This window comes from Pseudarthrobacter sp. BRE9, from assembly GCF_031844305.1.
GTDB lineage: Bacteria > Actinomycetota > Actinomycetes > Actinomycetales > Micrococcaceae > Arthrobacter.
Window position 1 is genome coordinate 165,841 of record NZ_JAUZUY010000004.1, and the last position, 26,138, is coordinate 191,978.

25 protein-coding genes are annotated in these 26,138 nt (G+C 66.6%); 14 read left to right on the forward strand and 11 right to left on the reverse strand.

What is annotated here, in order from left to right:
• The first annotated feature begins 45 nt into the window (after positions 1-45).
• The 4 genes from hpaD to Q9R31_RS10545 all read left to right on the forward strand — a co-directional run bounded on the left by hpaD (position 46) and on the right by Q9R31_RS10545 (position 3,004).
• Positions 46-1,125, forward strand: coding sequence for a 3,4-dihydroxyphenylacetate 2,3-dioxygenase (gene hpaD, locus Q9R31_RS10530; RefSeq protein ID WP_311262676.1), 1,080 nt, complete (start codon positions 46-48; stop codon positions 1,123-1,125).
• Positions 1,126-1,128: 3 nt separating this feature from the next.
• Complete coding sequence (hpaH, locus tag Q9R31_RS10535; protein WP_311262677.1) at positions 1,129-1,914, forward strand: 2-oxo-hept-4-ene-1,7-dioate hydratase; 786 nt, start codon at positions 1,129-1,131, stop codon at positions 1,912-1,914.
• Positions 1,899-2,702 carry an HpcH/HpaI aldolase/citrate lyase family protein gene (locus tag Q9R31_RS10540; protein WP_311262678.1) on the forward strand — a complete coding sequence of 268 codons (804 nt, stop codon included), beginning with the start codon at positions 1,899-1,901 and terminating at the stop codon, positions 2,700-2,702. The genes hpaH and Q9R31_RS10540 overlap by 16 nt, the downstream gene beginning before the upstream one ends.
• A 176-nt stretch (positions 2,703-2,878) precedes the next feature.
• Positions 2,879-3,004 (forward strand): hypothetical protein, encoded by a 126-nt coding sequence (locus Q9R31_RS10545; RefSeq protein WP_311262679.1) that lies wholly within the window; start codon positions 2,879-2,881, stop codon positions 3,002-3,004.
• 110 nt (positions 3,005-3,114) lie between these two features.
• Here the strand turns inward: Q9R31_RS10545 and Q9R31_RS10550 are convergent, their stop codons facing one another.
• The 7 genes from Q9R31_RS10550 to Q9R31_RS10580 all read right to left on the reverse strand — a co-directional run bounded on the left by Q9R31_RS10550 (position 3,115) and on the right by Q9R31_RS10580 (position 9,339).
• Complete coding sequence (locus Q9R31_RS10550) at positions 3,115-3,501, reverse strand: hypothetical protein (protein ID WP_311262792.1); 387 nt, start codon at positions 3,499-3,501, stop codon at positions 3,115-3,117.
• Positions 3,502-3,698: 197 nt separating this feature from the next.
• Entirely contained in the window at positions 3,699-4,124 is a 426-nt protein-coding gene (locus Q9R31_RS10555) for a heat shock protein transcriptional repressor HspR (protein ID WP_311262680.1), read from the reverse strand.
• Positions 4,125-4,139: 15 nt separating this feature from the next.
• Positions 4,140-5,111: a DnaJ C-terminal domain-containing protein gene (locus Q9R31_RS10560; protein WP_311262681.1), complete on the reverse strand. Its 972-nt coding sequence runs from the start codon at positions 5,109-5,111 to the stop codon at positions 4,140-4,142.
• A 276-nt stretch (positions 5,112-5,387) separates the two neighbouring features.
• Entirely contained in the window at positions 5,388-6,089 is a 702-nt protein-coding gene (locus Q9R31_RS10565) for a nucleotide exchange factor GrpE (protein WP_311262682.1), read from the reverse strand.
• Positions 6,090-6,091: 2 nt separating this feature from the next.
• Positions 6,092-7,969, reverse strand: a complete 1,878-nt coding sequence (gene dnaK / locus Q9R31_RS10570) for a molecular chaperone DnaK (RefSeq protein WP_311262683.1) — start codon at positions 7,967-7,969, stop codon at positions 6,092-6,094.
• A 233-nt stretch (positions 7,970-8,202) separates the two neighbouring features.
• Entirely contained in the window at positions 8,203-8,496 is a 294-nt protein-coding gene (locus tag Q9R31_RS10575; RefSeq protein WP_311262684.1) for a hypothetical protein, read from the reverse strand.
• A 90-nt stretch (positions 8,497-8,586) separates the two neighbouring features.
• On the reverse strand, positions 8,587-9,339 hold the full coding sequence (locus tag Q9R31_RS10580) for a WHG domain-containing protein (RefSeq protein ID WP_311262685.1): 753 nt from the start codon (positions 9,337-9,339) through the stop codon (positions 8,587-8,589).
• A gap of 125 nt (positions 9,340-9,464) precedes the next feature.
• Here Q9R31_RS10580 and Q9R31_RS10585 point away from each other — a divergent pair, with 125 nt between their 5' ends.
• Positions 9,465-10,394: an NAD-dependent epimerase/dehydratase family protein gene (locus Q9R31_RS10585; RefSeq protein ID WP_311262686.1), complete on the forward strand. Its 930-nt coding sequence runs from the start codon at positions 9,465-9,467 to the stop codon at positions 10,392-10,394.
• Between the two features lie 18 nt (positions 10,395-10,412).
• Here the strand turns inward: Q9R31_RS10585 and Q9R31_RS10590 are convergent, their stop codons facing one another.
• Positions 10,413-12,614, reverse strand: a complete 2,202-nt coding sequence (locus Q9R31_RS10590) for an MMPL family transporter (RefSeq protein WP_311262687.1) — start codon at positions 12,612-12,614, stop codon at positions 10,413-10,415.
• Between the two features lie 183 nt (positions 12,615-12,797).
• Here Q9R31_RS10590 and Q9R31_RS10595 point away from each other — a divergent pair, with 183 nt between their 5' ends.
• From Q9R31_RS10595 to Q9R31_RS10620, 6 genes are all read left to right on the forward strand, one after another.
• Positions 12,798-13,304: a MarR family transcriptional regulator gene (locus tag Q9R31_RS10595; protein WP_311262688.1), complete on the forward strand. Its 507-nt coding sequence runs from the start codon at positions 12,798-12,800 to the stop codon at positions 13,302-13,304.
• A gap of 36 nt (positions 13,305-13,340) precedes the next feature.
• Positions 13,341-14,159 carry a methyltransferase domain-containing protein gene (locus tag Q9R31_RS10600; RefSeq protein ID WP_311262689.1) on the forward strand — a complete coding sequence of 273 codons (819 nt, stop codon included), beginning with the start codon at positions 13,341-13,343 and terminating at the stop codon, positions 14,157-14,159.
• Between the two features lie 54 nt (positions 14,160-14,213).
• Complete coding sequence (locus Q9R31_RS10605; RefSeq protein WP_311262690.1) at positions 14,214-14,837, forward strand: LysE family transporter; 624 nt, start codon at positions 14,214-14,216, stop codon at positions 14,835-14,837.
• A 136-nt stretch (positions 14,838-14,973) separates the two neighbouring features.
• A complete protein-coding gene (locus Q9R31_RS10610; RefSeq protein ID WP_311262691.1) occupies positions 14,974-15,507 on the forward strand; it encodes a low molecular weight protein-tyrosine-phosphatase in 534 nt (177 codons plus the stop codon).
• Between the two features lie 85 nt (positions 15,508-15,592).
• Positions 15,593-17,659, forward strand: coding sequence for an aminodeoxychorismate synthase component I (gene pabB, locus Q9R31_RS10615; RefSeq protein ID WP_311262692.1), 2,067 nt, complete (start codon positions 15,593-15,595; stop codon positions 17,657-17,659).
• A 160-nt stretch (positions 17,660-17,819) separates the two neighbouring features.
• Positions 17,820-19,094: a multidrug effflux MFS transporter gene (locus Q9R31_RS10620; RefSeq protein ID WP_311262693.1), complete on the forward strand. Its 1,275-nt coding sequence runs from the start codon at positions 17,820-17,822 to the stop codon at positions 19,092-19,094.
• Positions 19,095-19,109: 15 nt separating this feature from the next.
• Here the strand turns inward: Q9R31_RS10620 and cls are convergent, their stop codons facing one another.
• Positions 19,110-20,585, reverse strand: a complete 1,476-nt coding sequence (cls, locus tag Q9R31_RS10625; protein WP_397428232.1) for a cardiolipin synthase — start codon at positions 20,583-20,585, stop codon at positions 19,110-19,112.
• 94 nt (positions 20,586-20,679) lie between these two features.
• On the opposite strand from cls, the gene Q9R31_RS10630 reads away from it, so the two are divergent.
• Both Q9R31_RS10630 and Q9R31_RS10635 read left to right on the forward strand, forming a co-directional pair.
• The gene (locus tag Q9R31_RS10630; protein ID WP_311262694.1) at positions 20,680-21,609 is read left to right on the forward strand and encodes an aminodeoxychorismate lyase; all 930 of its coding nucleotides are present in this window, start codon (positions 20,680-20,682) and stop codon (positions 21,607-21,609) included.
• Between the two features lie 59 nt (positions 21,610-21,668).
• The gene (locus Q9R31_RS10635; RefSeq protein ID WP_311262695.1) at positions 21,669-22,133 is read left to right on the forward strand and encodes a pyridoxamine 5'-phosphate oxidase family protein; all 465 of its coding nucleotides are present in this window, start codon (positions 21,669-21,671) and stop codon (positions 22,131-22,133) included.
• Positions 22,134-22,184: 51 nt separating this feature from the next.
• Here Q9R31_RS10635 and Q9R31_RS10640 read toward each other — a convergent pair whose 3' ends face one another.
• Positions 22,185-22,889, reverse strand: a complete 705-nt coding sequence (locus Q9R31_RS10640; protein WP_311262696.1) for a TetR/AcrR family transcriptional regulator C-terminal domain-containing protein — start codon at positions 22,887-22,889, stop codon at positions 22,185-22,187.
• A gap of 223 nt (positions 22,890-23,112) precedes the next feature.
• Between Q9R31_RS10640 and Q9R31_RS10645 the strand changes: the two genes are divergently transcribed.
• Positions 23,113-23,367, forward strand: coding sequence for a hypothetical protein (locus Q9R31_RS10645; RefSeq protein ID WP_311262697.1), 255 nt, complete (start codon positions 23,113-23,115; stop codon positions 23,365-23,367).
• 113 nt (positions 23,368-23,480) lie between these two features.
• Here the strand turns inward: Q9R31_RS10645 and opgC are convergent, their stop codons facing one another.
• Positions 23,481-25,946 carry an OpgC domain-containing protein gene (gene opgC, locus Q9R31_RS10650; protein WP_311262698.1) on the reverse strand — a complete coding sequence of 822 codons (2,466 nt, stop codon included), beginning with the start codon at positions 25,944-25,946 and terminating at the stop codon, positions 23,481-23,483.
• Positions 25,947-26,138: the final 192 nt, after the last annotated feature.

The window sequence follows — 26,138 nt, forward strand, 5'->3', positions numbered from 1 at the left end:
GCCGCCGTCGTACTTTCCCAGACCTTTCAAAGAAGAGAGACCATCATGACCAATTTCGTTCCCACCCCTTCCGTCCCGGCACCGGACATCGTCCGTTGCGCCTACATGGACATCGTGGTCACCGACCTCGCCAAATCCCGCGAGTTCTACGTCGACGTCCTGGGCCTGCACGTCACCGAGGAAGACGAGAACGCCATCTACCTGCGTTCGCTGGAGGAGTTCATCCACCACAACCTGGTGCTCCGCAAGGGACCCATCGCCGCCGTCGCCGCCTTCGCCTACCGCGTGAAGTCCCCCGCCGAAGTGGACGCCGCCGAGGCTTACTACCGCGAGCTCGGCTGCCGGGTTGAGCGCCGCAAGGAAGGCTTCACCAAGGGGGTGGGCGACTCCGTCCGCGTCGAGGACCCGCTGGGCTTCCCCTACGAGTTCTTCTACGACGTGGAGCACGTGGAACGCCTCACCCAGCGCTACGACCTCTACTCCGCCGGCGAACTGGTCCGCCTGGACCACTTCAACCAGGTCACCCCCGACGTCCCCCGCGGCCGCGCCTACCTCGAAGACCTCGGCTTCCGCGTCTCGGAGGACATCAAGGACGCCGATGGCGTCACCTACGCCGCCTGGATGCACCGCAAGCAGACCGTCCACGACACCGCCCTGACCGGCGGTAACGGACCGCGGATGCACCACGTCGCGTTCGCCACCCACGAGAAGCACAACATCATCCAGATCTGCGACAAAATGGGCGCCCTGCGCATCAGCGACCGGATCGAACGCGGCCCCGGCCGGCACGGTGTGTCCAACGCGTTCTACCTCTACATCCTGGACCCCGACGGCCACCGCATCGAGATCTACACCCAGGACTACTACACCGGCGACCCGGACAACCCCACCATCACCTGGGACGTCCACGACAACCAGCGCCGCGACTGGTGGGGCAACCCCGTGGTCCCCTCCTGGTACACCGAAGCCTCCCTGGTCCTGGACCTGGACGGCAACCCCCAGCCGGTCATCGAGCGCGAGGAAAAGTCCGAAATGGCCGTCACCGTCGGCGCCGACGGCTTCTCCTACACCCGGCCCAGCGAAGCAGCCGGGGCTGAAGGCTTCAAGCTGGGAGCGCAGGTCTAGGACATGCTGGAGCCAAAGACAATCGAGGCCATCGCGGACGAGCTGGTGGAAGCCGGCCGCACCCGCACCCCTGTCCCCCGCCTGACCGCCCGCTACCCGGACATGACCGTGGAGGATTCCTACGCGGTGCAGCAGTTGTGGCGGCGCCGGAACGAGGACGCCGGCCGGACCCTGGTGGGCCGGAAAATCGGCCTCACGTCCAAGGCAATGCAGGCTGCCACGGGCATTACTGAACCTGACTACGGCGCCATCTTCGATGACATGGTCCTCGAAACCGGCTGCTCGGTGGAGTGGGAGCGGTATACGCATCCGCGGGTGGAGGTGGAACTCGCTTTCGTCATGAAGGACGGGCTCAAGGGCCCCGGCGTCACCATCTTCGATGTCCTGAAGGCCACCGACTACGTGGTTCCGGCCCTCGAGATCCTGGACTCCCGGATCGAGATGGAGGGCCGGACCATCGTGGATACCATCTCGGACAACGCGGCAATGGGCGCCATGGTGATCGGCGGCAACCCGGTCAAGCCGGACGCCGTGGACCTGCGCTGGGTCTCCGCCATCCTGTACAAGAACCAGACCGTGGAGGAAACCGGCGTCGCGGCGGGCGTGCTGGACCACCCCGCCAACGGCGTGCACTGGCTGGCCAACAAGATCGCCGCCCACGGCGACGCGCTCAAGGCCGGGGACATCATCCTGGCCGGATCCTTCACCCGCCCCATGTGGGTCTACAAGGGCGACACCGTCCACGCCGACTACGGACCCCTCGGGAGCGTGACATGCCGTTTCGAGTAGAAGACACCTTCCGCTCCGCCCTGGCAGCAGCGGACCGGCCGCTGGCCGGGATGTGGGTCTGCTCCGGCAGCCCCCTGATCGCCGAGCTGTGCGCCGGGTCCGGACTGGACTGGCTCCTGGTGGACGCCGAGCACAGCCCCAACGGGCTCGAATCCATCCTGGCCCAGCTCCAGGCCATCCACGGCTACCCGGTGCACACCATGGTCCGGCCGCCGGTCAACGACACCGTACTGATCAAGCAGTACCTGGACCTCGGAGTGCAGAACCTGCTGATCCCCATGGTCAACTCCGTGGCCGAGGCAGAAGCGGCAGTGGCGGCCACCCGCTACCCACCCCACGGCGTCCGAGGCGTCGGCTCTGCGTTGGCCCGCGCTGCCCGCTGGAACCGGGTGCCGGACTACCTGGCCCGGGCCGGCGAGACCATCAGCGTCACCGTCCAGATCGAGTCGACGGCGGCCGTCGAGGCAGTGGAAGACATCCTGAAAGTTGACGGCGTGGACGCCATCTTCGTCGGCCCGTCCGACCTCGCGGCGTCCATGGGCCTGCTCGGACAGCAGGAACACGCCGAGGTGCGCGCCGCCGTCGAACACTGCCTGGCAGCTGCCACAGCGGCCGGGAAGCCCGCCGGCGTGAACGCCTTCACCCCCGACACGGCCCAGCATTACCTCGACCTTGGAGCCAAATTCATCCTGGTGGGCGCCGACGTCTCCCTGCTGGCGAGAGGCTCCGAGGCCCTCGCCGCGAAGTACATTCCGCAGGCCGACGGCGGCACCCCTGCCAGCTACTGATCCAACCGGACTGCGGGTCCAGGCGACTGGCGTGACACGTACGACGGTGTCACGCAGGGCACGCTTTCGGCCCACCTTCGGCGGCGGGACCTTGGGAAACCCGGGGTCCCGCCGTCGTACGTTCAGCGAAAGCATGCCTGGCGTGACGCCTTTTGCGTTCGCTGAGTACAAGCACTTTGCGCACAAACACAAGAGCGCGGCAGGCCATCATCAAGACTGGGGTGGAGCTCGTGGCGGTCGCTCGGCAGATGCCCATGGGCAAAGGACTGGACGAGAACAACGTGCTGGGCGCCTCGGTCTGATCCCCCAACCTGGCCGAGGCCCGGGACGTCACGGCACGGCTCCAGGCCGGCACCGTGTGGATCAACCGGCGCGCAGGCCGGCAGCGCCGGGCTCCCGAGGCTTTCCGGCGCTACCCCAAGGCCGGGGCGGTGGACGTCCTGCCGGCGAACTGCCGGCGGGCCCACCGGGCGAGCTTCTTGCCCTTCCCCTTCCACCAGTTGTCCTCGTCCTGGTTGTGGTGGAACCGGAAAACGATGGCCACCAGGACGAACATGCCCATCACCACGTCCACCCAGGAGGACAGCACCAGGGCGATGAAGACGGTCATGGCGTTGGCCGCGATCGACGGGATGGCCAGGGTACGGAAGACGGTGCTGGCCACGTAACGCCGATGGGACCGCGGGACGGACAACTCGCGGACCATGTCGAAGCAGACGCAGACCACCACGATGGTCTGCCCGATGGCCAGCAGGATCTGGCCCGGCATGGAGCTGCTGAATGCGGCCACGGATTCCATTCCCGGGCTCATGGCCGGGCCTTGGTCGAAAAGGCTTTGCTGAGAACTTTAAACACGGAAAACCCCCAGAACTTGCGGAACCATCGCCGCTGATCCGGCGATGGTTCCATTCAAGTTCCAGGGGGCTTTTCCGTCACGAGTAGCGGGTACTCGTATTTGGACGGGCGCCGGGAAGCACTACTTATTTTCCGATTGCCTTATTGTCCGATTGCGCGGGGCCGCCACAGCATGACCGCCTGGGAGCGGGGCCGGGGGCGCTGGCCGCGGGCCAGGCTGACCACGTCACCCGCCGCGCCAGCCGCAAAGATACGCGAATCGACAGAACGCGGCCGCCGCCCAAGTTCCTCGGTAAGTTCAACGATCCGGTTTTGGAGGGCTGCCACCTGGTTTTCAAGTTCCAGGATGCGCTTGATCCCCTCCAGCGATACGCCTTCCTGGGACAGCCGCTGCACCTCACGGAGCATGTTCACGTCACGCTGCGAGTAGCGCCGGGACTTTCCGGGGGCACGGCTGGGTGAAACGATGCCCAGCCTGTCGTATTGCCGCAGGGTCTGGGGGTGCATGTCCGCCAGCTCGGCCGCCACGGAAATCACGAAGATCGGCTGGTCAGCACTGATGTCCACGGCTCACCTCCGGTCCTAGAGCCGGGCCTTGGCTGCCAGGCCCTCGCGAACATCCGCCGAAGACGTGGCCTCGGCGAACGCCTTGACCGCAGCTTCGGCATCCTTGTTGAGATTCTTGGGAACCGCGACGTCGATGGTCACCAGCAGGTCGCCGGTGCCCTTGGACGTCTTCACGCCTTTGCCTTTGACCCGCAGGGTACGGCCTGACGGGGTGCCCGCCGGAACACGGACCTTTACCTTGTCGCCGTCGATGGTGGGAACCTCGATGTCCGCGCCCAAAGCAGCCTCCGGGAAGGTGACGGGGACGTGGATCCGGAGATTGTCGCCGTCGCGCGTGTAGAACTGGTGCGGCTGGACCGAGACGGAGACCACCAGGTCACCGTTGCCGGCAGCACCCGGCTGGCCCTTGCCCCGCACGCGGACCTTCTGGCCGTCCTTGATGCCGGCCGGAACCCGGACGTCGATGACTTCACCGCTGGGTTCGCGCAGTCCGATGGTGGTGCCGCGGATCGAGCCGGCAAAGGAAATGCTGGTGGAGGCGGTCCGGTCGGCGCCCTTCTGCGGGGTGCGCTGGAAGCCCGTCTGGCCAAATCCGCCGCCGAACAGATCGGCGAACTCGGGTGGAATACCGCCGGCGGACGGGTTGAAGCCGCCCGCATGCCTGCCGGTGTTGCCGGTGAAAAGGCCGCCGAACAGGTCCTCGAACCCGCCGTTCGTGGCTCCCCCGCCGCCGGGAGCGAAGCGGGCTCCGCCGCCCATGGCCCGGATGGCGTCGTACTGCTGGCGCTCGTCGGGATCCGAGAGCACCGAATAAGCCTCGGAGATGTCCTTGAACTTCTTCTCGGAAGCAGTGTTCCCCGAGTTGGTGTCAGGGTGGTGCTGCCGCGCAAGCTTCCGGTAGGCCTTCTTGATGTCGGCGTCGGAAGCGTCCTTGGCAACACCAAGGATCTTGTAAAAGTCCTTGTCCACCCAATCCTGGCTAGCCAATGGCGTTTCCTTTCAAAGTCTCTCTAAGTATCAGCCCTCCGCGGTACAGGGGCCCCCGCCCCTACGCTGGGTGGCTAAGGATCTGCGATCCTTCGCCACCCAGCTCCGGTAGGCCCGATGCCACTCCCGGGCCCCTGTACCGCTGCGGGCTCTGTGGTTACCTCACCTTAGGCGAGACAACCCGCCGGCGCGGAGGCCGGATAGGGGGCGGCGGTGTGGAGGGCACCGCGCAGCGGGCACCGCCCCCTATCCGGCGTAGCGCCGGAAGTACCCCAACTACGCGGGGACTGCGACGATGACCTGGGCCGCGCGGAGGACGCGGTCGCCTGACTTGTAGCCGGAGCGGAGGACCTGGCTGACGGTGTCAACTTCGATGTCCTCGCCGGGCTGCTGGATCAGTGCCTCGTGGATCGTGGGATCGAACTCCACGCCGGTCTCGTCGATGCGGACCAGGCCGTAGGTCTTCAGCGCGTTCTCCAGTTTGGTGGCGATCGCGGCGAAGGGACCGTCGGTGAGGTCGCCGTGCTGCCGGGCGGCGTCGACGTCGTCCAGGACCGGGAGCAGGGAGTTCAGGACGCCGATGACGGCCATTTCCCCTGCCACGGCGCGGTCCCGTTCAACCCGCTTGCGGTAGTTGACGTACTCAGCCTGGAGGCGGAGCAGGTCGTTGCGCAGTTCGGCTGCCTCGGCGTTGCCGGCGGACCCTCCGGGCGCACCCTGGGCCACGGATTCCTCGGCCGGCACCTCCACGCCGTTGAGAATCTCCTCGGCCTGGGCCAGCGCGTCGCCGTCGGAATCCGCCGCCCCGGCCTGGGAGCCGGCTCCGGGAGCGGACTGGCCGCCCTCGGGGTGCCGGGCCTGCCCGGTCACCGGGTCAACCTTGCGGTTGTCCCGGATGACCGGCTCCTGGCCGTTGCCCTGCGTGTTCTGCTGGCTTGCGGATGTGTTGTGCTCTTCCTCGTTACCGTGGTGCGGCATGGTTACTTCTTCGCTTCGTCTTCGTCGATGATCTCGGCGTCGACGATGTCTTCGTCGGAGGAACCTGCCGAAGCTCCGGCGGCACCGGCGCCCTCAGCACCTGCGGAAGCTCCTGCGCCGTCCGGCGAACCGGCCTGGGCGTAGATGGCTTCGCCGAGCTTGGTCTGGGAAGCCTGCAGCTTCTCGAACGCGGACTTCACGGCGGCGTCGTCAGTGCCTTCCAGGGCCTTCTTGAGGTTGTCGACGTCGGCCTGGACCTCGGTCTTGACCTCTTCAGGCAGCTTGTCGGCGTTGTCGGCGATCAGCTTGTCCACGGAGTAGGCCAGCTGCTCGGCGGAGTTGCGGGTGTCGGTTGCCTCGCGGCGGGCCTTGTCCTCGGCTGCGTGCTCCTCGGCGTCACGGACCATGCGGTCGATGTCTTCCTTGGAGAGTGCGGTGCCGCCGGTGATGGTCATGGACTGTTCCTTGCCGGTGCCCTTGTCCTTCGCGGAGACGTGGACGATGCCGTTGGCGTCGATGTCGAAGGTGACCTCGATCTGCGGGATGCCGCGCGGAGCCGGGGCGATGCCGGTCAGCTCGAACGTGCCGAGCGGCTTGTTGTCGCGGGTGAATTCGCGTTCGCCCTGGAAGACCTGGATGGCCACGGACGGCTGGTTGTCGTCAGCGGTGGTGAAGGTCTCGGACCGCTTGGTGGGGATGGCGGTGTTGCGCTCGATCAGGTGCGTCATCACGCCACCCTTGGTTTCGATGCCGAGGGACAGCGGGGTGACGTCGATCAGGAGGACGTCCTTGCGCTCACCCTTCAGCACACCGGCCTGCAGGGCTGCACCAACGGCCACAACCTCATCCGGGTTCACGCCCTTGTTCGGCTCCTTGCCGCCGGCCAGTTCCTTGACCAGGTCGTACACAGCGGGCATACGGGTGGAGCCACCGACGAGGACGATGTGGTTGATGTCGGAAAGCTTGATGCCGGCTTCCTTGATCACATCGTGGAACGGCTTCTTGGTGCGCTCCAGCAGGTCCTTGGTGAGGTCCTGGAACTTGGCGCGGGTCAGCTGCTCGTCCAGGTGGACCGGGCCGTCGGGGGTGACAGAGAGGTACTGGAGCGAGACGTTGGTGCTGGTGGAGGAGGAGAGTTCCTTCTTGGCCTGCTCAGCTGCTTCGCGGAGGCGCTGCAGGGCGATCTTGTCCTTGGACAGGTCGATGCCCTTGACCTTGAGCTGGTTCAGCAGGTAGTCAACGACGCGCTGGTCCCAGTCGTCGCCGCCCAGGCGGTTGTCACCGGCGGTGGCGCGGACCTGGATGGTGGAGAAGTTGTCCTCGTCCTTGCCGACTTCCAGCAGCGAGACGTCGAAGGTACCGCCACCGAGGTCGAAGACCAGGATGAGTTCATCTTCCTTGCCCTTGTCCAGGCCGTAGGCGAGCGCTGCGGCGGTGGGCTCGTTGACGATGCGCAGGACGTTCAGGCCTGCGATTTCGCCGGCTTCCTTGGTGGCCTGGCGCTCGGCGTCGTTGAAGTAGGCCGGGACGGTGATGACGGCGTCGGTGACCTTTTCACCCAGGTAGGACTCGGCGTCGTTCTTCAGCTTCATGAGGATACGCGCGGAGATTTCCTGCGGGGTGTACTTCTTGCCATCGATGTCCACCTTCCAGTCGGTGCCCATGTGGCGCTTGACCGACGCGATGGTGCGCTCGATGTTGTTGACGGCCTGGCGCTTGGCGATCTCGCCGACCAGAACCTCGCCGGACTTGGAGAATGCAACGACCGACGGCGTGGTGCGGCCACCCTCGGCGTTGGCAATAACGGTGGGCTCGCCACCTTCGAGAACGGAGACGACGGAGTTGGTGGTTCCGAGGTCGATACCTACTGCACGTGACATGTGTTGCTTCCTTCTTTCCTTGGAAACTGGTTGGCGCCCTAAGCATTGAGCGTTCTGCACTCAACTTTACTCAGGGCGCCACCGATGTCAATCCAAAGTTGAGTGGAGTCCGCTCAACTTTGGCTGTCACGTCAGGTTCTTATCTCAGCATTCCTTGGATTTCCGGGCTTTCGTACGCAGAATTACGACGCCGATAAGCGGGTTCGCTGTTGGAGAACGGACCGCCGGGCTGCTTACCGGTCCGCGTCCCGGTCGCCATGAAGGGGGCCGCGCTCTTCCGGCGTCGCCTGGACCTGGCGGTCCGTGAGCCCCTCGCGGATGGCTTCCTCGGTGCGGCCGCCCGCACTGCCGGCGTCGCCGTAGTCGCCTTCCTCGTACTCGCCCTCGGCAAGGTCCCGCTCGGGCTCGTTGATGGTGCCGGCGTCGCCGTAGTCCCCGTCCACGTACTGCCCGCCTTCCCCCTCCAGTCCGGGTGCGCTGCCGCCCTTGCGGGGTTCCTCGCCTGCAACTTCAGGGTTCTCAGTCATGGTGCATCTCTCCTTCGAGGCTGCGCGTCCATGCGGGCGCACTGGCAGTCTATCGACGGCCCGGGCGCATCAACAGGGCTTCGACGCCGCTTATCGGGAGGCGTGTGCCCGCAGGCCGGCAATGCCCGCCAGGACGGCCAGGTGATGGTCGAAGAGCTCAGCGGGTACACGAAAGGTGTCCGGGCCGTACTGGTTGAACACCTCAAAGCTGACGGCACCGAAGAGGGAACTCCACACCAGGACACCCCGCGCCACGAGTTCCTCCGGGAGGTCCAGACCGAACTCTGAACGGATGGCAGCCAGGTCGGCGGCCAGGGTGGGCGGCAGTTGGTGGGACCCATCGGCTGGAACTGACAACTGACCGGCCCGGGAAGCCGCGTCAAGGATGCCGACGAGGCTGACGATGACCCTTGTGCCGGGGCCCGTGGTGCGCTCCGCCGGGGCGTTGTAGCCGGGAACGGGGCTGCCGAAAAGGAGTGCGTAGCTGGCGGGCTCGCGCAGGGCCCATTCCCGGACGGCCCTGCCCAGCGCCAGGAAGCGGGCACGATGGTCGCCTTCCGGCGCCTGCCCGACGGCGGTGTCCACCTCGTCGCCAAGCTCGCCGAAGGCATCGATCAGCAACAAGGTCAGCAGTTCGTCGCGGCTCTCCACATACCGGTAGACGGCGGAGGACACCACTCCCAGGTCCCTGGCTACCGCCCGCAGGGAGAGGGCGGCCGCACCGTGGGTGGCCAGGTGCTGCCGGCCCAGGCGGACGATATCCGCGATGGTTTGCGTCCTTGCGCGCTGCCGGGGGGTGAGGGGGCGGTCGACGCCAGCGGCTGTTTCCTTAACTTCAGTCACCGGTCCAGCATGCCACAACCGAGAGCTGCGGTAACAAAAGAGAGCGCTGCTCTTGACTTAGCGGGCAAGCCGCGCCAAGCTGTTTCTGAGAGCACTGCTCTCAGAAACTGAACGAGGAGGACACGATGGCGCAGGTATATGTAGTAACCGGAGCGGGACCGGTGGGGTGGACGGTCGCCGAACAGTTGGCGGACCGGGGGCGGCAGGTGCGGATCCTCACGCGTTCGGGCAGCGGGCCCGGGCATCCGCTGGTCGAGCGCATTGCCGGGGACGCGAAGGATCCGGACATTCTGCGTACTGCCCTTGCCGGTGCGAAGGCTGTCTTCCACTGCATCCACGGGTCTGCGTATACGGCCCCGGCATGGCAGGCGGAACTTCCCGCCGCCGAGCAGTCAGTCCTCGCCGCGGCGCACGAAGCAGGCGCCGTCGTCGTATTCCCCGAAAGCCTCTATTCCTACTCCGAGCCAGACAGCGTGATGACGGAGGGCAGCCCGCGCCAGGCTGCCGGCGGCAAGCGCGGGGTGCGGACGGGGCTGCTTCGGGCCCGCGAGGCCGCAGCGGCTCCAACCGTGAGCGTGGTGGCAGGCGACTTCTTTGGCCCCCGCGTCCGGATGGCGCACGGAGGCGAACGCATGGTGGTGCCGATCCTGGCGGGAAAGAACGTCAGCGTGGTGGGCAGCTCCCGGCAGCCGCACTCGTTCACGTACGTCCCGGATCTTGCCAGGGCGATGATCGCGGCGGCAGACAGGCCGTCCGCCTGGAATGCCGTCTGGCACGCGCCCACGGGGCCGGCGCTCACCCAGACGGACCTTGCCCACGCTTTCGCCGCCGCGGCGGGACAACGTGCCCCCAAAGTGCGCGCCCTGCCCGGCTGGACGCTGCGCGCGGCGGGCCTGGTCTCAGGCGGTGCCCGCGAGCTGGCGGAGATGCTGTACCAGTTTGAGCGGCCGTTCATCATGGACTCGGCCGCGTCGCAGGCTGCCCTGGACGTCAAACCCACTCCGCTGGAAACGGCTGCTGCCGCCACTGTGGACTGGTGGCGGCAGCAGGCTTAGTGGTTCAGGAGCAGGGGTTTAGCGGCTGGGAACTTCTTCCAGGGGTTCGACGCCGGGCTCCCGCGGCCGCAGTGAAGTCCCGCCGTCGGCGCGTCCGAGCTTGCCCGGCCACCAGATCCTCGGTCCGATGTCGTAGGCCAGGGCCGGCACCAGCAGCGAGCGCACCAGGACGGTGTCCAGCAGCACGCCGAACGCCACAATGAAGGCCAGCTGCACCAGGAACATGATGGGGATGACACCCAGCGCAGCGAACGTGGCGGCGAGCACCACGCCCGCGGAGGTGATGACGCCGCCGGTCACCACCAGGCCGCGGAGGATGCCGGCCCGGGTTCCGTGCTTCAGTGACTCTTCCCGGACCCGGCTCATCAGGAAAATGTTGTAGTCCACGCCCAGGGCCACCAGGAACACGAAGCCAAACAGCGGAACGGTCGCATCGGCGCCGGGGAAGCCAAAGATGTTGTTGAAGGCGAATGCCGAAACACCGAGCGCCGCCGCATAGGAAAGCACCACGGAGAGGACCAGCAGGACCGGGGCCACGATGGAGCGCAGCAGCAGCATCAGGATGAAGAGGATCACCACCAGGACCACGGGGATGATGACCGCCAGGTCGTGCTGGGCTGTGGTGTTGGTGTCCAATGCCGTGGCGGTGACGCCGCCTACCAGCGCGCCGGGGTCGACGGCCTTCACGCCGGTGCGCAGGGCCTTGACCGTTTCCTCCGCTTCCAGCGAGTCTGCCGCGTCGTTGAGGGTGGCGTTGATGATCACCTTTCCGTCGCGGACGTCCGGGGCGCCGGGAGCCCCGGGGGCTCCGGTGATGGGCACACTGCCCGCACCCAGCAGGTAAGCCTCGCCCACGCCGTCGTCCGCTTTCACGCGGTCCAGCACTTCAGCTGCCTTGCCCTGGTCGGCAATCACGACGGCGGGGCTGCCGCTGCCTGCGTTGAAGTGGCGGGCCAGCGCGTCCTGGCCGTCAACGGCGTTGGAGGCGGTGAGGATGACATCGGTCTGCGGCACGCCGTTGGCCTTCAGCTGGAACAGGCCGCCGGCCGCAACCAGCAGCAGGAGGACTGACGCCACCCACACCGTCCGGGGCCGGCGCGCCACCAGTGAACCGGTGGCACGCCACAGCCCCTTCTGGCCCTCCAGGCCCGTGACCAATTCGGGTTCGCGCTGGTCTGCCGGGAGGAGTTTGGGCCGGAACGGCCAGAAGGCGGCCCGGCCCAGCAGAGCCATCAGCGCGGGCAGCAGGGTCAGCGCGGCGAACAGGGCACACAGGATGCCTGCGGCAGCCACGGGGCCCAGCGCCTTGTTGGAGTTCAGGTCGGAGAAGAGCAGGCAGAGCAGCGCGATGATCACGGTGGCGCCGGAGGCCAGGATGGGCTCGAAGGATGCCTTCCATGCGGTGAGGACGGCGGCCGTGCGGTTGGTGGTGTGGGTGAGCGCTTCGCGGAAGCGTGCCACAAACAGCAGGGCGTAGTCCGTGGCCGCGCCGATCACCAGGATGGAGAGGATGCCCTGGCTTTGGCCGTTGAGCTGGATCCAGCCGGCCTTGGCCATGCCGAACACCAGCAGGATTGCTGCGCACAGGGCAAACACGGACGTCAGCAGCACCATGACGGGCAGCAGCAGGGACCGGTAGACGATGAGGAGGATCACGAACACGGCGGACAGGGCAACCAGCAGGAGGATGCCGTCGATGCCGCCGAAGGCTGCGGTGAGGTCCGCGGCAAGGCCGGCGGGACCGGTCACGAAGGTCCGGGCACCCTCCGGCGCTGCCTCCGCCACCGTGCCGCGGAGCTCCTTGACCGCGTCCTTGATCTCCACCGGGGACCCGACGGGGACCACGAACTGGACTGCCTTGGCGTCCTTGGAGGGAATCGGGCCGATCACCGTGCTGCCCAGCTTGAGGTCTTCAAGGCTGGACTTGAGCGCGGCCAGCTCCCCCAGCTGTACGGGCGTGAACGCCTCGTTCTTCTCGATGACGATGATGCCCGGAACCTCGTCCGAGTCACGGAACTTTGCCTGCCAGTCCTGCGCCTCGGTGGCCTCGGCGTTGGCGGGCAGGAACGACGCCTGGTCATTGGAGGAGACCTCCTCCAACCGGCCGAACGTGGGGCCGCCAACCCCGGCAAGTCCCAGCCAGGCCAGCACCAAGACGACAGGGACGAGCCAGCGCAGCCAGAAAGGGACTCGCTCCTTGGCAACTTTTGTGCGGTTCATGGCGCCTTCCATTAATCAGGGGTGGAGTAGAATTTGTTCCATCATAGATTATCTCCATCGTAGACATAAGTGCCTGCCAAGCTTTTTCCGGCAGCTGAAGACGAAAGCGGGAACTGCAGTAATATCCGTCAGTACGGCCGGAAAGAAACGTTGGCGTGGAACCAGGAATGCGGGGAGGTGGGCATGGCAGGCAAAGCTTCGGCTGATTCGGCGCGGGCGCACTTCGACGGCCCTCCCGACGGCCCGCCGCAGCCGCTGCTCCGCCTCCTGCAGGAATTCACCATGGAGGCCAACCGCTACGTGGATGTTGCCGGCGGCCGGAAGGACATGCACCGCACGGACATGAATGCCCTGGCCGCCATCATGCGGCACACCTCCGCCGGCAGCGTGGTGACGCCCGGGGTCCTGCGCAAAGAACTGAACTTGAGCTCTCCGGCCACCACCGCCCTGATCGACCGCCTGGACAAGTCGGGGCACATCGTGCGGGAACGGAACAGTGCGGACCGGCGCCAGGTCCAGCTGAAGATGACCCCCAAGGCGTTCCAGGAAGGCGGTGCGATCTTTGCTCCCCTGGCGCAACACATGGGCAGCGCCATGGCCGCCTTCTCGGAGGAGGAGCTGGAAACCGTCACACGGTTCATGACGGCGATGGTGGAAGCCACGGTGGCGGCAAGGACGGAGTCCGGGTAGCCGCAGGCACGCCGGCATTGGGGGTAGCGTTTGGTTATGAGTGCGCAGCAGCCTGAAGACGACGTTTACACGCACGGCCACCACGAATCGGTGGTCCGCGCCCATGCCGCCAGGACCGCCGAAAATTCAGCGGCGTTCGTCCTTCCGCACGTCACGCCGGGTTCGTCGCTGCTCGACGTCGGTTGCGGCCCTGGCACCATCACCTGCGACTTCGCCGCCCTGGTCAGCCCCGGGAAGGTCACCGGCCTGGACCGCTCACCGGACATCATTGCCCAGGCGCAGGCCCTCGCCGTCGAGCGGGAAGTACCCAACGTTGAATTCGTGGCCGGCAACATCTACGACCTCGACTTCCCTGACGAAACATTCGACGTCGTCCACGCCCACCAGGTACTCCAGCACCTGACCGACCCCGTCGAGGCCCTGCGTGAGATGCGCCGGGTCGCCAAGCCCGGCGGCATCGTGGCAGTGCGCGACGCCGACTTCCACGGCATGAGCTGGTACCCAGCCATCCCCGAGCTGGACGAGTGGATGGACCTGTACCAGCGGATTGCCCGCCGGAACGGAGCAGAGCCCGACGCCGGGCGGCGGCTGGTCAGCTGGGCACAGGCTGCGGGATTCACGGACGTCGCCCCCAGCAGCAGCAACTGGCTTTACGCCACGGCGCAGCAGCGCCGCTGGCAGGCGCGTGTCTGGGGTGAGCGGGTGCTGCACTCGGCCTTCGCCGAGCAGGCGCTGGAGTACGGATTCGCCAACCCGGCAGACCTTGCCCGGATCTCTGCCGGCTGGCACCGCTGGGGCTCCACCGACGACGGCTGGTTCCTGATCCCGAACGGCGAGGTCATCGCCAGGGCCTGAGAGCCCCCAATGGGAGTTGCAACCTTCTGCCGGCAGGGACACTAAACTTGGGTGGTGCAATTCTCCCTCTGGCTGGCCCTGGCCGGCGCCGGCGCCCTGATCAGCTTCACCCCGGGTGCCGGGGCCATCAACACCATGAGCAATTCGCTGAACGCGGGCTTCCGCCGGTCCATCTGGGGAATCCTGGGCCAGCAGGCAGCCCTGGTGGTGCACGTGCTGATTGTGGCCCTGGGCGTTGGGGTACTGGTGGCCAGTTCACCCCTCGCCTTCAACGTGATCCGCTACGCCGGCGCGGCGTACCTGGTGTACCTGGGCATCCGCCAGTTCCTGAGCAAGCCCACGGTGGCCCAGGAACAGGCCGCCACCCTTCGCAACGAACCCGGCTGGTCACTCTTCCGGCGCGGGTTCTGGGTCAACCTCCTGAACCCGAAGGCGATCGTGTTCTTCCTCGCCTTCACCCCCCAGTTCATCCGGCCGGATCAACCCCTGTTCAACCAGTACGCCGTGCTGACGGCCACGATTGTTGTCATCGACATCCTGGTGATGTGGTTCTTCTTTGCTGCGGCCGCGAGGTCGTTCCAACGGTTCACCAACACTGATCGGGGCCAAACGGTCCTGAGCAGGGTGTTCGGAGTCCTGTTTGTGGGCGTGGGCATCCTGCTGGCCCTGATCCACTGAAAAAGCCCTCCCTCAAGGCGGGCACCAACGTGACCCGTACCCCGTTCAGGGGTTAGTAATGCATCTTTACAAAGCCGTAAATCTTTGTGAACACGCGGCTAGCCAAGAGTGATCGGAAGCGCGCATGCTTAGGGGCATGGACTCAGCGTCGAGCGCATACCGCGTCATCACCGTTTGCACCGGCAATATCTGCCGGTCCCCCATGGCCGAGCTTATGCTCGAGGCAGCACTCGAACGCGAGGGTCTTGACGGCCTGGTGGAGGTGGACTCCGCCGGCATCACCGGTTACGAGGCAGGCCGGCCCATTGATCCCCGTGCCGCCCGCCGGCTCGCCGCAACCCAATTGGCCTCCGATCACCACATAGCCCGCGAGTGGGAGCATGGGTGGTTCCGCGAGCGCGACCTGATCCTCGCCCTGGACATTGACCACTACGCCTGGCTCAGCGAAGCGGCGCCGGACCAGGAATCCCTGGACAAGATCCGGATGCTGCGCAGTTTTGATCCCAGCATGGCCGGGCGTGACCGGTTGGACCAGGGCATCGAGGATCCCTGGTACGGCGGCCATGCGGATTTCGACGCCGTCTGGCACCAGATCCATGCAGCGTTGCCGGGACTGGTCCAGCACATCAAGTCCGCCGTCCTGCAGAACACCCAGCTGCAGCCGCACTAGTTGCGGGGGAACCGGTCAGTCCAGGCCGACGAACCGGGGCACAACCAAACCCAAACGCACCACGGAAAACGGTACGCTCTAGTCCATGAGCCCAGCCCCCGTCATTATCGCCATCGACGGGCGCTCCGGCGCAGGGAAGACCACCCTCGCCGTCGAGCTCGCGGCCCGGCTCCGCGCCCACCACAAGGTCTCGCTGTTCCACCTTGAGGACATCTACCCGGGCTGGGACGGACTGGCGGCCGGCGTCGAGCGCTATGTCTCCACGGTCCTCACCCCGCTCAGCCGCGGCCAGGCAGCGACCTGGACCAGCTGGGACTGGGAGAACCATTACGACGGCGACGTCCGGGTGACGCTGCCGGCGGAAATCGTCATCGTGGAGGGGGTAGGGGCCGCCGCGGAGGCCGCCCGGCCCATGCTGGGTGCGGTGATCTGGACCGAATCCCCGGACGATGTCCGGCGGACCCGGGCCCTGGACCGCGACGGCGCAACCTATGAACCGTACTGGGACGTGTGGGCCGCCCAGGAGGAAGAGTGGCTGGGCCGTGACGACGTGCCGGGCCAAGCGGACCTTCGCGTCCGGAACCTTGCCGACGGATCGGCCCCGGCGGACATTGTGCAGCTCCTCCCCTACCTGCCCGCCCTGGCCCCGGTCCTCGGCCCCGAATTGTCAGCCCGCCGCGGCCTGCGCCTTCATGCCGAGCGCATCGATGCCGTCCCCAAGGCACCGGCCCTGTTCCAGTCGCTGTACGGCCGCTCCACCAACGCCGTGTGGCTCGACTCCTCCAACGCGGGCACGGAGCCTGACGGCGGGGACCAGGCGCAGCGGACGGCGGCAGAGCGCAGCCGGTTCAGCATCATGGCGGACGACGGCGGCACGTTCGGACAGTGCGTCACACACCGCGGGGGTGCGAGCCGGATCAGCGCAGGCTCGTCCACTGCCAACGTTCCGGGCCCCTTCTTCCGCTGGCTCGACACCGTCTGGGGCCGCCGGGCGGTGCGGACACCCGAAGGCTACCCCGGCGAATTCACCCTGGGCTGGCTGGGCTGTCTGGGGTACGAGCTGAAACGTGAAACCGGCGGCAGTGATCTTTCCGCACCCACCCCGGACGCTGCCCTGATCTTCGCAGGCCGTGCCGTGGTCCTGGACCACGCCGAAGGCGCCGTCTGGCTCCTGGCGCTGGAGGCACCGGACGCCGACGAGTGGCTGCAGCAGGCGCGTGCAGCCGTGGAAGCCGCGGCGCACCCAACAGCGGACGCGGGCGGCAGCACCGGCGTCGTACCTCCCGCGCCGCCCACGTTCCGCAGCCGGGACACGGGCGAACGGTACCGGGAAAAGATCGCCGCCGCCCAACACCAAATCGCTGAGGGCAACACCTACGAGGTGTGCCTGACCACCACGCTCGAAGCCAGGATCCAGGCCGGCTCGCTGGATCCCTGGACCACCTACCTGGCCCTTCGCCGCAGGAACCCGGCCCCGTTCGCCAGCTACCTCCGGGTGGGAAACCTTGCCGTGGCCAGCACCTCGCCGGAGCGGTTCCTGAAGATAGGGTCCGACGGCGGTATGCGCGCCGAGCCGATCAAGGGCACCCGGCGCCGGGCTGCTGACCCGCAGGAGGACAGCCGGCTGCGTGCGGACCTGGCCACCTCCCTGAAGGACAGGGCCGAGAACATCATGATCGTGGACCTGCTGCGTAACGACCTCAGCCACTTTGCCATGCCGGGCTCCGTCACGGTCAGCCGGCTCTGCGCCATCGAGAGCTACGCCACCGTCCACCAGATGGTCAGCACCATCGATGCCCACCTCCTGCCCGGAGCGCCGCGGGCAGAGGCGGTGGCAGCCTGCTTCCCTGCCGGCTCCATGACCGGCGCCCCCAAGATCAGCACCATGGCCATCCTCGACCAGCTGGAAGCAGGGCCCCGGGGGATCTATTCGGGAGCCATCGGCTATTTCTCCCTGAACGCGGCGGCGGACCTCGCCGTCGCCATCCGGACCCTGGTGGTCAGCGCGGCAGGTGACGGAACCGCGGAACTCTCGCTCGGCGTCGGCGGCGCCATCACCTCGGACTCCGACCCGGACGACGAATATGAGGAGATCCGGACCAAGGCCTACGGGGTCCTCTCCACCCTGGGGGCGGATTTTCCGGACGACTGAAGCGTCCACGGCGGACGGTCCGGCCGGCAGCTTGCCTTGCCACCGCAGCCGGGAAAACGGTTTAGGAGGACACCGCCGCGGGTAGGGAGCTGAGCGTCAGCTGAACCGCTCAAGCAATGCGGCGGGATACCCAAGCGCCCACACGAGTGAGGTTTGCCGCGTGACAGACCCTTCCCACCCCGACAACACCAGCAAGCAGGCACCCCGCAGCGTTAAGTACGTCCTCATGCTGGGTGCCCTGGCCGCCCTTCCCGCCATCACTACGGACATGTACCTGCCCTCGCTGCCTGCCGTGGAAGCCGATCTGCACACCACCCAGACCGCCGCCCAGCTGACACTGTCCGGAACGCTCGTCGGGGCGGGGGTCGGCCAGCTGGTCATCGGACCCTTCTCGGACCGGTTCGGACGACGGTTGCCGCTGATCATCGGGATTTCGCTGCACGTGGCCATCTCGCTGCTGTGTTCAGTAGCCCCGAACATTGAAACCCTGACAGGGCTGCGTGTGCTCCAGGGCTTTTTCAACGCGGCCGCCGCCGTGGTGGCACTGGCCGTCATCCGCGACCGCTTCGTTGGCTCCGCCGCCGCCCGGCTGCTCTCCCGGCTGATGCTGGTGATCGGCGTGGCGCCGCTCCTGGCTCCCACCGTCGGGCAGGCCATTGCCGGCGCCTGGGACTGGCGCGCCGTCTTCTACGCCCTTGCGCTGATCGGGGTGGTCCTGGTCGCAATCGTTTGGCGCTTCATGCCGGAAACGCTGCCGACGGACAGCCGCAGCCCGGGCAACCCCCGGCACGTCGCCGGAGCCTACTGGTCGCTGCTGCGGGACAGGCACTTCATGGCGCTGGCCGTCATCCCCGGGCTGGGGCTGGCCCTGATCATGAGCTACGTGGTGGGCTCCCCCTTCGTCTTCCAGAACGAATACGGCCTCACCGCCCAGCAGTTCGCCCTTGTCTTCGCCCTTAACGGCGCCGCACTTGTCCTTTCCGCCCAGCTCAATGCCGCCCTGGTCCGCAAGTTCCCGCCGGTCCGCCTCCTGCGCACCGCCCTGCTGGTCCAGTTATGCCTGGCCTTGGTGCTGCTCGTGGTGGTGGCCACGGGTGCCGGTGGCGCGTTTGGGCTGGTGGCCGCCCTGTGGCTGGTCCTCTCAGCCCAGGGAATGGTCCCGGCAAACGCCTCCGTCCTGGCCCTGCACAACTACGGCCACATGGCGGGAACGGCGGCGGCGGTCATCGGTGCCCTGCAGTCAGGGGTGGCCGGACTGGTGAGTCCCCTGGTGGGGGTGCTGGGCGGAAATTCGCTGTCGATGGCCAGCGTCATGATCGGCAGCTGCGCCGTGGCGGTGACAGTGCTTGCCCTGGGGACTCCCGCCTACCGGAAGGGCGGCTGGGCGGAGCATGCCGGGCGCGACGACGGCCAGCGGGTCAGTGCCGACGAATAGCTGGCTGCAGCGCGCTTACTGGACCGTGGCCGTCAGCCGGGCCACGTTGTCCACATACCGGGCGGCGAGCGGACGGTTGAGCCAGTCCGCCAGTTTCAGCTCATGGGAGATGTCCCGGTAGGTATCCTCCACCGCCCGCATCTTGTTCACGATGTCCTCGCCCAGAAGCATCACCGAGACCTCAAGGTTCAACGAGAACGACCGCATGTCCATGTTGCTGGACCCCAGGACGGCCACCTCGTCGTCGATCGTGAAGTGCTTGGCGTGCAGAACGAACGGCGCCTTGTACAGGTAGATCCGCACGCCGGCCTCGAGGAGCGCCTCGTAGTAGGACCGCTGCGCGTGGTGCACCAGGAACTGGTCCCCCTTCTCGGACACGAACAGTTCCACGTCAACGCCGCGCTGGGCCGCGGTGGTGATGGCGTACAGCAGTGAGTCATCCGGCACGAAGTAGGGGCTGCAGATGGAGATCCGGTGCTGTGCGGAGTAGATGAGCGTGTTGAAGAGCCGGAGGTTGTTTTCCGTGATGAAGCCGGGGCCGCTGGGCACTACCTGGGCTGTAACGTTGCCGGGTTCCGGGTTCGCCGGGAGCTGCAGCTGGTGTTCCAGGGATTCGTCGGTCTCGCTCAGCCAGTCGGTGGCGAAGACGACGTTCAGGGTGGTCACGATGGGGCCGCGCAGGCATGCCATCAGTTCCACCCATTCGCGGCCTGCCTTGCGGTGGCGCGGGTTGTTGTAGGAGGGCTCGATCAGGTTCTGCGACCCCGTGAAGGCGATTTCGCCGTCGACCACCATGATCTTGCGGTGGTTGCGCAGGTCCGGCCGGCGCCACTGGCCGTGGATGGGCAGGAGCGGCAGCATCCGCTTCCACTGGATCTTGCCTGCCCTTAACCGCTTGAGCAGCTTCCGGTAGCCCTTAATGCGCAGCGTGCCGATGTGGTCGAAGAGGAGCCGCACTTCCACGCCGCGTTCGGCGGCTTCCTCGAGGGCGGTGAGCAGGTCGTTGGTGACGTGGTCCGAGCTCATGATGTAGAACTCCGCGTTGACGAATTTCTTCGCCTTACGCACGGCGTTGGTCATGTCGAGGATGGAGTCCGGGTAGCCGGGGATGAGCTCAACCGAGTTGTTGTCCACCATGGGCAGCGAACCCAGGGTGCGGTTGAGCTCAGCGGCGGATTTCACCCACTCCGGCCCGGGGTAGTCGCTGTCGGCGTCCGCGAGGGCTGAGATGCCAGCCCGCACCCGCTCGTTGACCTGCTGCTGCTGCGCGCGGCGGCGGCTGGAGAGCTGGAAGTTGCCGAACAGCAGGAACAGCACGATGCCCACGAACGGGATGAAGAAGATCCCCAGCAGCCAGGCCATGGCCGTGGTGGGACGCCTGTTGCCGGGGATGATGCCCAGGGCCAGGACCCTGATGACAAGGTCGGCGAAACCCAGGAGCACCACAACCCATGTCGGCGCGGTGCCGGCAAGCGAAAAAGGCCACAACACGTCAATAACTCCCGGCGAGGTTGGGCTCCGGAGGACGGTTTCCCGCCGGGGCACTCTGCCCAGCTTATCCGCGGCGCCGCACTAAGCTGGTGCCATGACCTCTCCAGCCCCCGTGGTTCTCGTTTTCCTTGACCCCGCTTTCCCCGACGGCAGGGTGGCCGACGCTTCCAAGCCCCAGCTGCTGGTCACGGACCTCGGCGTCACGCGCGGCGATGGCGTCTTCGAAACCATGCTGGCGGTCGGTGGAACGGTGCGGAAAATGCAGGCCCACCTGGACCGGCTGGCCGGCTCGGCCACAGCACTGGACCTGGACATCCCCGGCCAGGACGCCTGGCGGCGCGCCATTGCGGCCGCGGTCGCCAGGCACCGGTCAGAGAACCCGCCGGCAGACCCTGCCGCAGATGAGCTAGTGATCAAACTGGTGGTGACACGCGGCGTGGAGGGCGCGCCCGCCCCCACTGCCTGGGTGCAGGCCTCGCCGGCGGGAGCTGCCGGCCGGCGGCAGCGGGAAACGGGCATCGACGTCATCCTCCTTGACCGCGGCTACGACAGTGACGTGGCTGAACGGGCACCCTGGCTGCTCCTGGGAGCCAAGACCCTCTCCTACGCCGTCAACATGGCAGCGCTGCGCCACGCGCACAAGCAGGGCGCCGACGACGTCATCTTCACCTCCTCGAACGGCCGCGTCCTGGAAGGCCCCACGTCCACGGTGCTGCTGGCGCACCTGGAAAAGTCCGACGACGGCACAACAGTCAAGCGCCTGATCACACCACAGCTGGACAGCGGCATCCTGCCCGGAACATCCCAGGGGGCGCTCTTTGCTGCAGCCAAGGCGGCGGGCTGGGAACTGGGCTATGGGCCGCTGGAGCCGCAGGACCTCCTGGACGCCGACGCCGTCTGGCTGATCTCCAGCGTCCGCCTGCTGGCCCCCGTGAACCGGATCGACGGCAAGGAGATCGGCACCCCGGCCGTCCAAAAGGAACTGACCGCTGAATTGAGCGGACTTTTCGCGGGCATCCACTAGCCCCCAGCAGGCCGGGCCAACCCTTTTCCCGTCCCGGCATCGCCCGTAAGGTGTGCAGCATGGACTCGCAAAAGCTGCCGATCGAAAATCTGTCCTTTGACGACTGCTGGGACCTCCTTGAGGGTGACACCTTGGGCAGGCTGGCCATTGTGGTGGACGGGCATCCGGAGATCTTTCCCGTGAATTACGTTGTCCATCTGCGCAGCATCCTGTTCCGCACGGCGCCGGGGTCCAAGCTCTGGGGCGCCAGGATGGAGCGGCCGGCCGCCCTGGAAATCGACGGCTACGATCCCGCGAACGAACTGGCATGGAGTGTGGTGGTGCGGGGCGATACGGAGATCGTCGAGGACCAGGCCGTAAAGGATGCCGTGGACAGCCTCGGCCTGGAGCCGTGGCAGCCCGGCGAGAAGGCAAACTACGTCAGGCTGAACGCCAAGGCACTGACCGGACGCCGGTTCCGGGTGAACCGGCCGGACATCTGGAACACCCGGGTCCAGGACCGGCGCCGGGCCTCGTTCGAATAGCCCGACTCGAATAGCACCGTTTGAATAACCGCGTCTTGACGGCTGCGCCCGTCAGGAGGTGGAGCCTGCCACCTGCCGTGATAGCTGCGCTTCCAGCCCGGACAGCAGGATGGTGAGTCCCTGGTCGAGCTCCCTGGCGCCGTCGTACTCCGCCAATGCCGGCGCAAGGGCGCGGAGCCGGGGGAATTCCTTTGCGGGCAGGCGGTGGAGCCCCAGGCGCAGCAGTACCTCGTTCTCTTCCGGGTCCACAACGTACTCCTGCAGTTCGTTCAGGATGTGCCCGTAGAGGAAACCGTAGTAGGCGCGGTAGACGTGGAGCGCATCTGCCGGTTGGAATCCCGCCGATGCCAGCAGTGTCAGGATCTGTTCCAGCGGCCGGAGCGTGCCCAGCGGGCGCAGCCCCAGCGGCGTGGACAGGGGCCGGGTCACCAGCAGGGGGACAACGTTGGGATGCTCAAGCGCCAGCATCCGCAGATCATGGGCGATGTTCCGCAGCTGGGCTTTCCAGTCCGGGTCTTCCGGATGAATCGGGAGCTGGTCAAGGACCAGCTCAGAAACCCCGTCCAGCAGTGCGGCGCGGTTCTCGGCGTAGCGGTAGAGACTCATGGGGTCCCGGCCAAGCTCCTGCCCCAGGCGCCGCATGGTCAACGCGTCCAGCCCTTCCGCGTCAACCAGTTCGAGTGCCTTGGCCAGCACCGTTTCCCTGCTCAACCTTGCCTTGGCAGGTGTGCGCCCTGAAGCACGCGGGGCATTCATGATGTTGTCCTAGCTGTGGAGGTGGCGTCCCGAATAAATCGAGACGGTTGCGTCACTTGTAGTCTACGGGTAAAGTCTACAGCGTAGACAGGCGCTGACAACGCTGAGGCCCACTGCAGTTCGAGGGGACTCAACCTATAAATCCGATGGCCGCGTGCAGGGCATCGGGTTTTGCTGCTGTAGCCGAACGGCGGCGCCGAGCACTTAGCGAAGGGGAGCCATCATGGCACATTCGCAGTTCGATATTTTTCTCAAGGAAGCCACCTACCCCGACCAAGCCTCAGGTACCAGCCTGGACGGCGACCGCCTCTACGGGCTCTACACCAGCTGGTGCGTTATCAACCAGCAGCCACCGGGCACCGAGTCCAGCTTCTGGTCAGCCATGAAGCACCGGATCTCCCCGCGCCGCAATGGGCTTCGCATGAAGGGTCCTGCCGCCGCGGACTACATCCTGACCAGCTACCCGGGCCTGGTCTAAGACCCACCCGGCTCATAAGAGGCCACCGGGCAACCAGTGGCACATGTTCAAATGCTGTGGCACGCCCGTGCCGCAGCATTTTTCATGCCCGCATTGGTGTGGAAGCGCCGGGGCTAGGTAGGGATGATCCGGAACAGGAACCTGGTGCGGACCATCACCCAGAGCAGGGCCAGGACCACGGCGTAGGCCGCGGTGTTGAGGAAGATGCTTTGCTGCTGCAGCGCCGGAATATTGGCCACGACGGCGATCAGGACCACGTGCATGATGAACACGTAGAGCGTTGCCCTGCCTAGCGGGACCAGGAACCATCCCAGTGCCCGCTCCACCGGCTTCCAGTAGGTACTGAGGAACGCGTAGGCAGCCACCACCAGGGCCAGGACGTTGAGCAGTCGCCCCGGGGCAAGATATGTCCGGCCGAAGAATGCGTCATACATGGCCCGGTAGGACGCATCCGGCAGAAGCGCCAGGCGGACGTCATAGTTGTTGGCCAGGTACGGGTTGCCCCAGGACAGGAAAGCCAGCGCGAAGGCGGCGGTAGTGCAGGCAACCACCACCCAAGTGTGCGCGGACAGCCACTCCGTGATGCTGCGCCGGTAGTAACCCGCAACCAGCCCGAGCACGAACAGCACCTGCCACACCAGCAACGGGAAGGAATCCTCGAACTGCGATGGCATGATCCGGAACCTGGTCACGGTCCCGACTGCGTACACGAGGAGCGTCGCAACCAGCACCCAGATGGCCTTGCCGCGGTTCAACGCCGCGAGGATCAGCGGGCTGGCCAGCAAAAGCACCACATAGAGTCCCATGACATTGAACTGCCAGGGCCCGAACTGCAGCAGCACGATGGCCGGCAGCACCTGGGGTGGGACGGGGAACTGGAACAGCGATGACATGCCCGCGTACAGGTCGTAGCTCCGGCCGGCTCCAGTATGCCCGGCGCCGCCGGTTCCCTGGTCCACGAAGGTGGTCAGGGCCTCGGTGTTGAAGAACGGGAGCAGGGACAGGAGGAAGACGCCGATCAGCACGGCCAGTGCCGTCAGGTAGAGCTTGCCTGCGCGGCGGGTGGTCAGGTCCACCACCCGGCCGAAGTCCTCCTTGGCCTTGGGCCCGTAGACCATGCCCACCACCAGGCCGGAGAACAGGACGAACAGTTCGGCGCCGGACACGAAGCCCACAGCCTCCTGCGTGAGCAGCTGGAACAGCGAGGCCATGCCCAGGTGGTTCACCACCACGAAGACGATGGCCATTCCGCGCAGCAGATCCACGCGGGAATCCCGGGTGGAGGGATCCTGGTAGCTCCACCCCGTGGCGGCGCTGTACCGGCGGGGAATCTGCCACAGGGCCACAAGCAGGATGACCATGGCCGCAGCAACAGTCCACGGCGCAACCCCGGAGAGGGTGTTGGCCCGGACGTACGGGCTGGCGGAGCCCACGTCGGTGACGGGGCCGGTGACAAGCGGCGATGCCTTCAGCCTGTCCAGGGCCGCTTTGGCAACATCCGGTTTTCCAGTGAGCAACCAGCTGATGCTTGCCACTCCGGTATCCCTGGTGCTGGTGCGCTCGTCCCAGACCACCGCGGCCGTCCGGTCGAATGCGGGGGAAGTGGCAGTTGCCACCGCCTGGTCCCACCACCCCACCTTGATGTCCGCCTCGGAGGCGCCCCCGGACGCAGGGCTGTAGAAAGCCGAGGTCTGGAGGAGGAAAGGCTTCCGGTGCCCCTCGGAGTAGGTGCCGTAGAAGTTTTCGCTGCCCGAGGCCGTCAGCATTTCCTGGAGCTCACCGGGCCGCGGCAGGGTGTTGACGGCGGCGCCACCGGCGGTGTCATCGTGATAGGCAGTCAGCGCCACCCAGTCCACGGCGTCGTCGCCCGGGTAGTACGGGGCGTACGCGCTGTCGCTTCCGTTCCAGGCCCCGTCGCCGTTCGTGTCCAGGAGCGAAAAGCCTTCGCTTCCGGGCTGCGGCGCATCCCGGTTGCGGTCAAAGGGGTAGTCCTTGCCCAGGTAAGGGGCCCACACCATGGCGGCCCGGCCGCCGTCGTACTTCTTGAACGCTGCCGCAACCGATTGGAAGGCCTGACGGTACGAGGCAGGCTGTTGGCCCCATGCCACCCAGCTTGCGTTCATGTCCGGCGCGAACCGGATCAGCAGCTGCCCCTTGAACCCGGAGGTAAGGTCCCGCACCTGTGTTGCGAAGGCTTCTGCCTCCGGGGCGCCGAGCTGGGCCAGGGGCACGGATGGCTTCACCGTGAGCAGGGCGTGGGTGCCTTCGGCAGCGGCCTGCTGAAGGAAGCCGCCGATGTCATTCCGTTCCGAATCCCGGTAGGGCATGGTGATGTCGTGGCCGAACACGGCCGGGCCGGCGCCAAGCCGGCCGCTGAAGCCTGCGGCGGTGTCCTCGCCCCACTCGAGCACCGCACCCAGCCAGGGCTTTCCCTTCTCCGGTGGAGCCTCCGCCGCATGCGCCGGACCAGCGGCCGCCAGGGCCAGGAGCGCGATGAGGGCCGCGGCCAGAAACGCGCGGATGGACCGTAGACGGTTCCGGCGGGTTGCGGCGTGGTGGTGCGATGTGACTGCCCGCATGCTGACAAGACCCCCGGTACTCATTGCCCTGATGGCGCCGACGGCGCCCCGGTAAGAACTGTATCGGCCCGGCGGCCGCTGACCACGCGTGGCGGGCCGCCCACCTGCGGTGATGTCCGCCGTCGTACCTTTCTTCGACGCGGCGCCTTCCTTCACCACGGCTCAATTACGGAACATGACGACGGCGGCGGT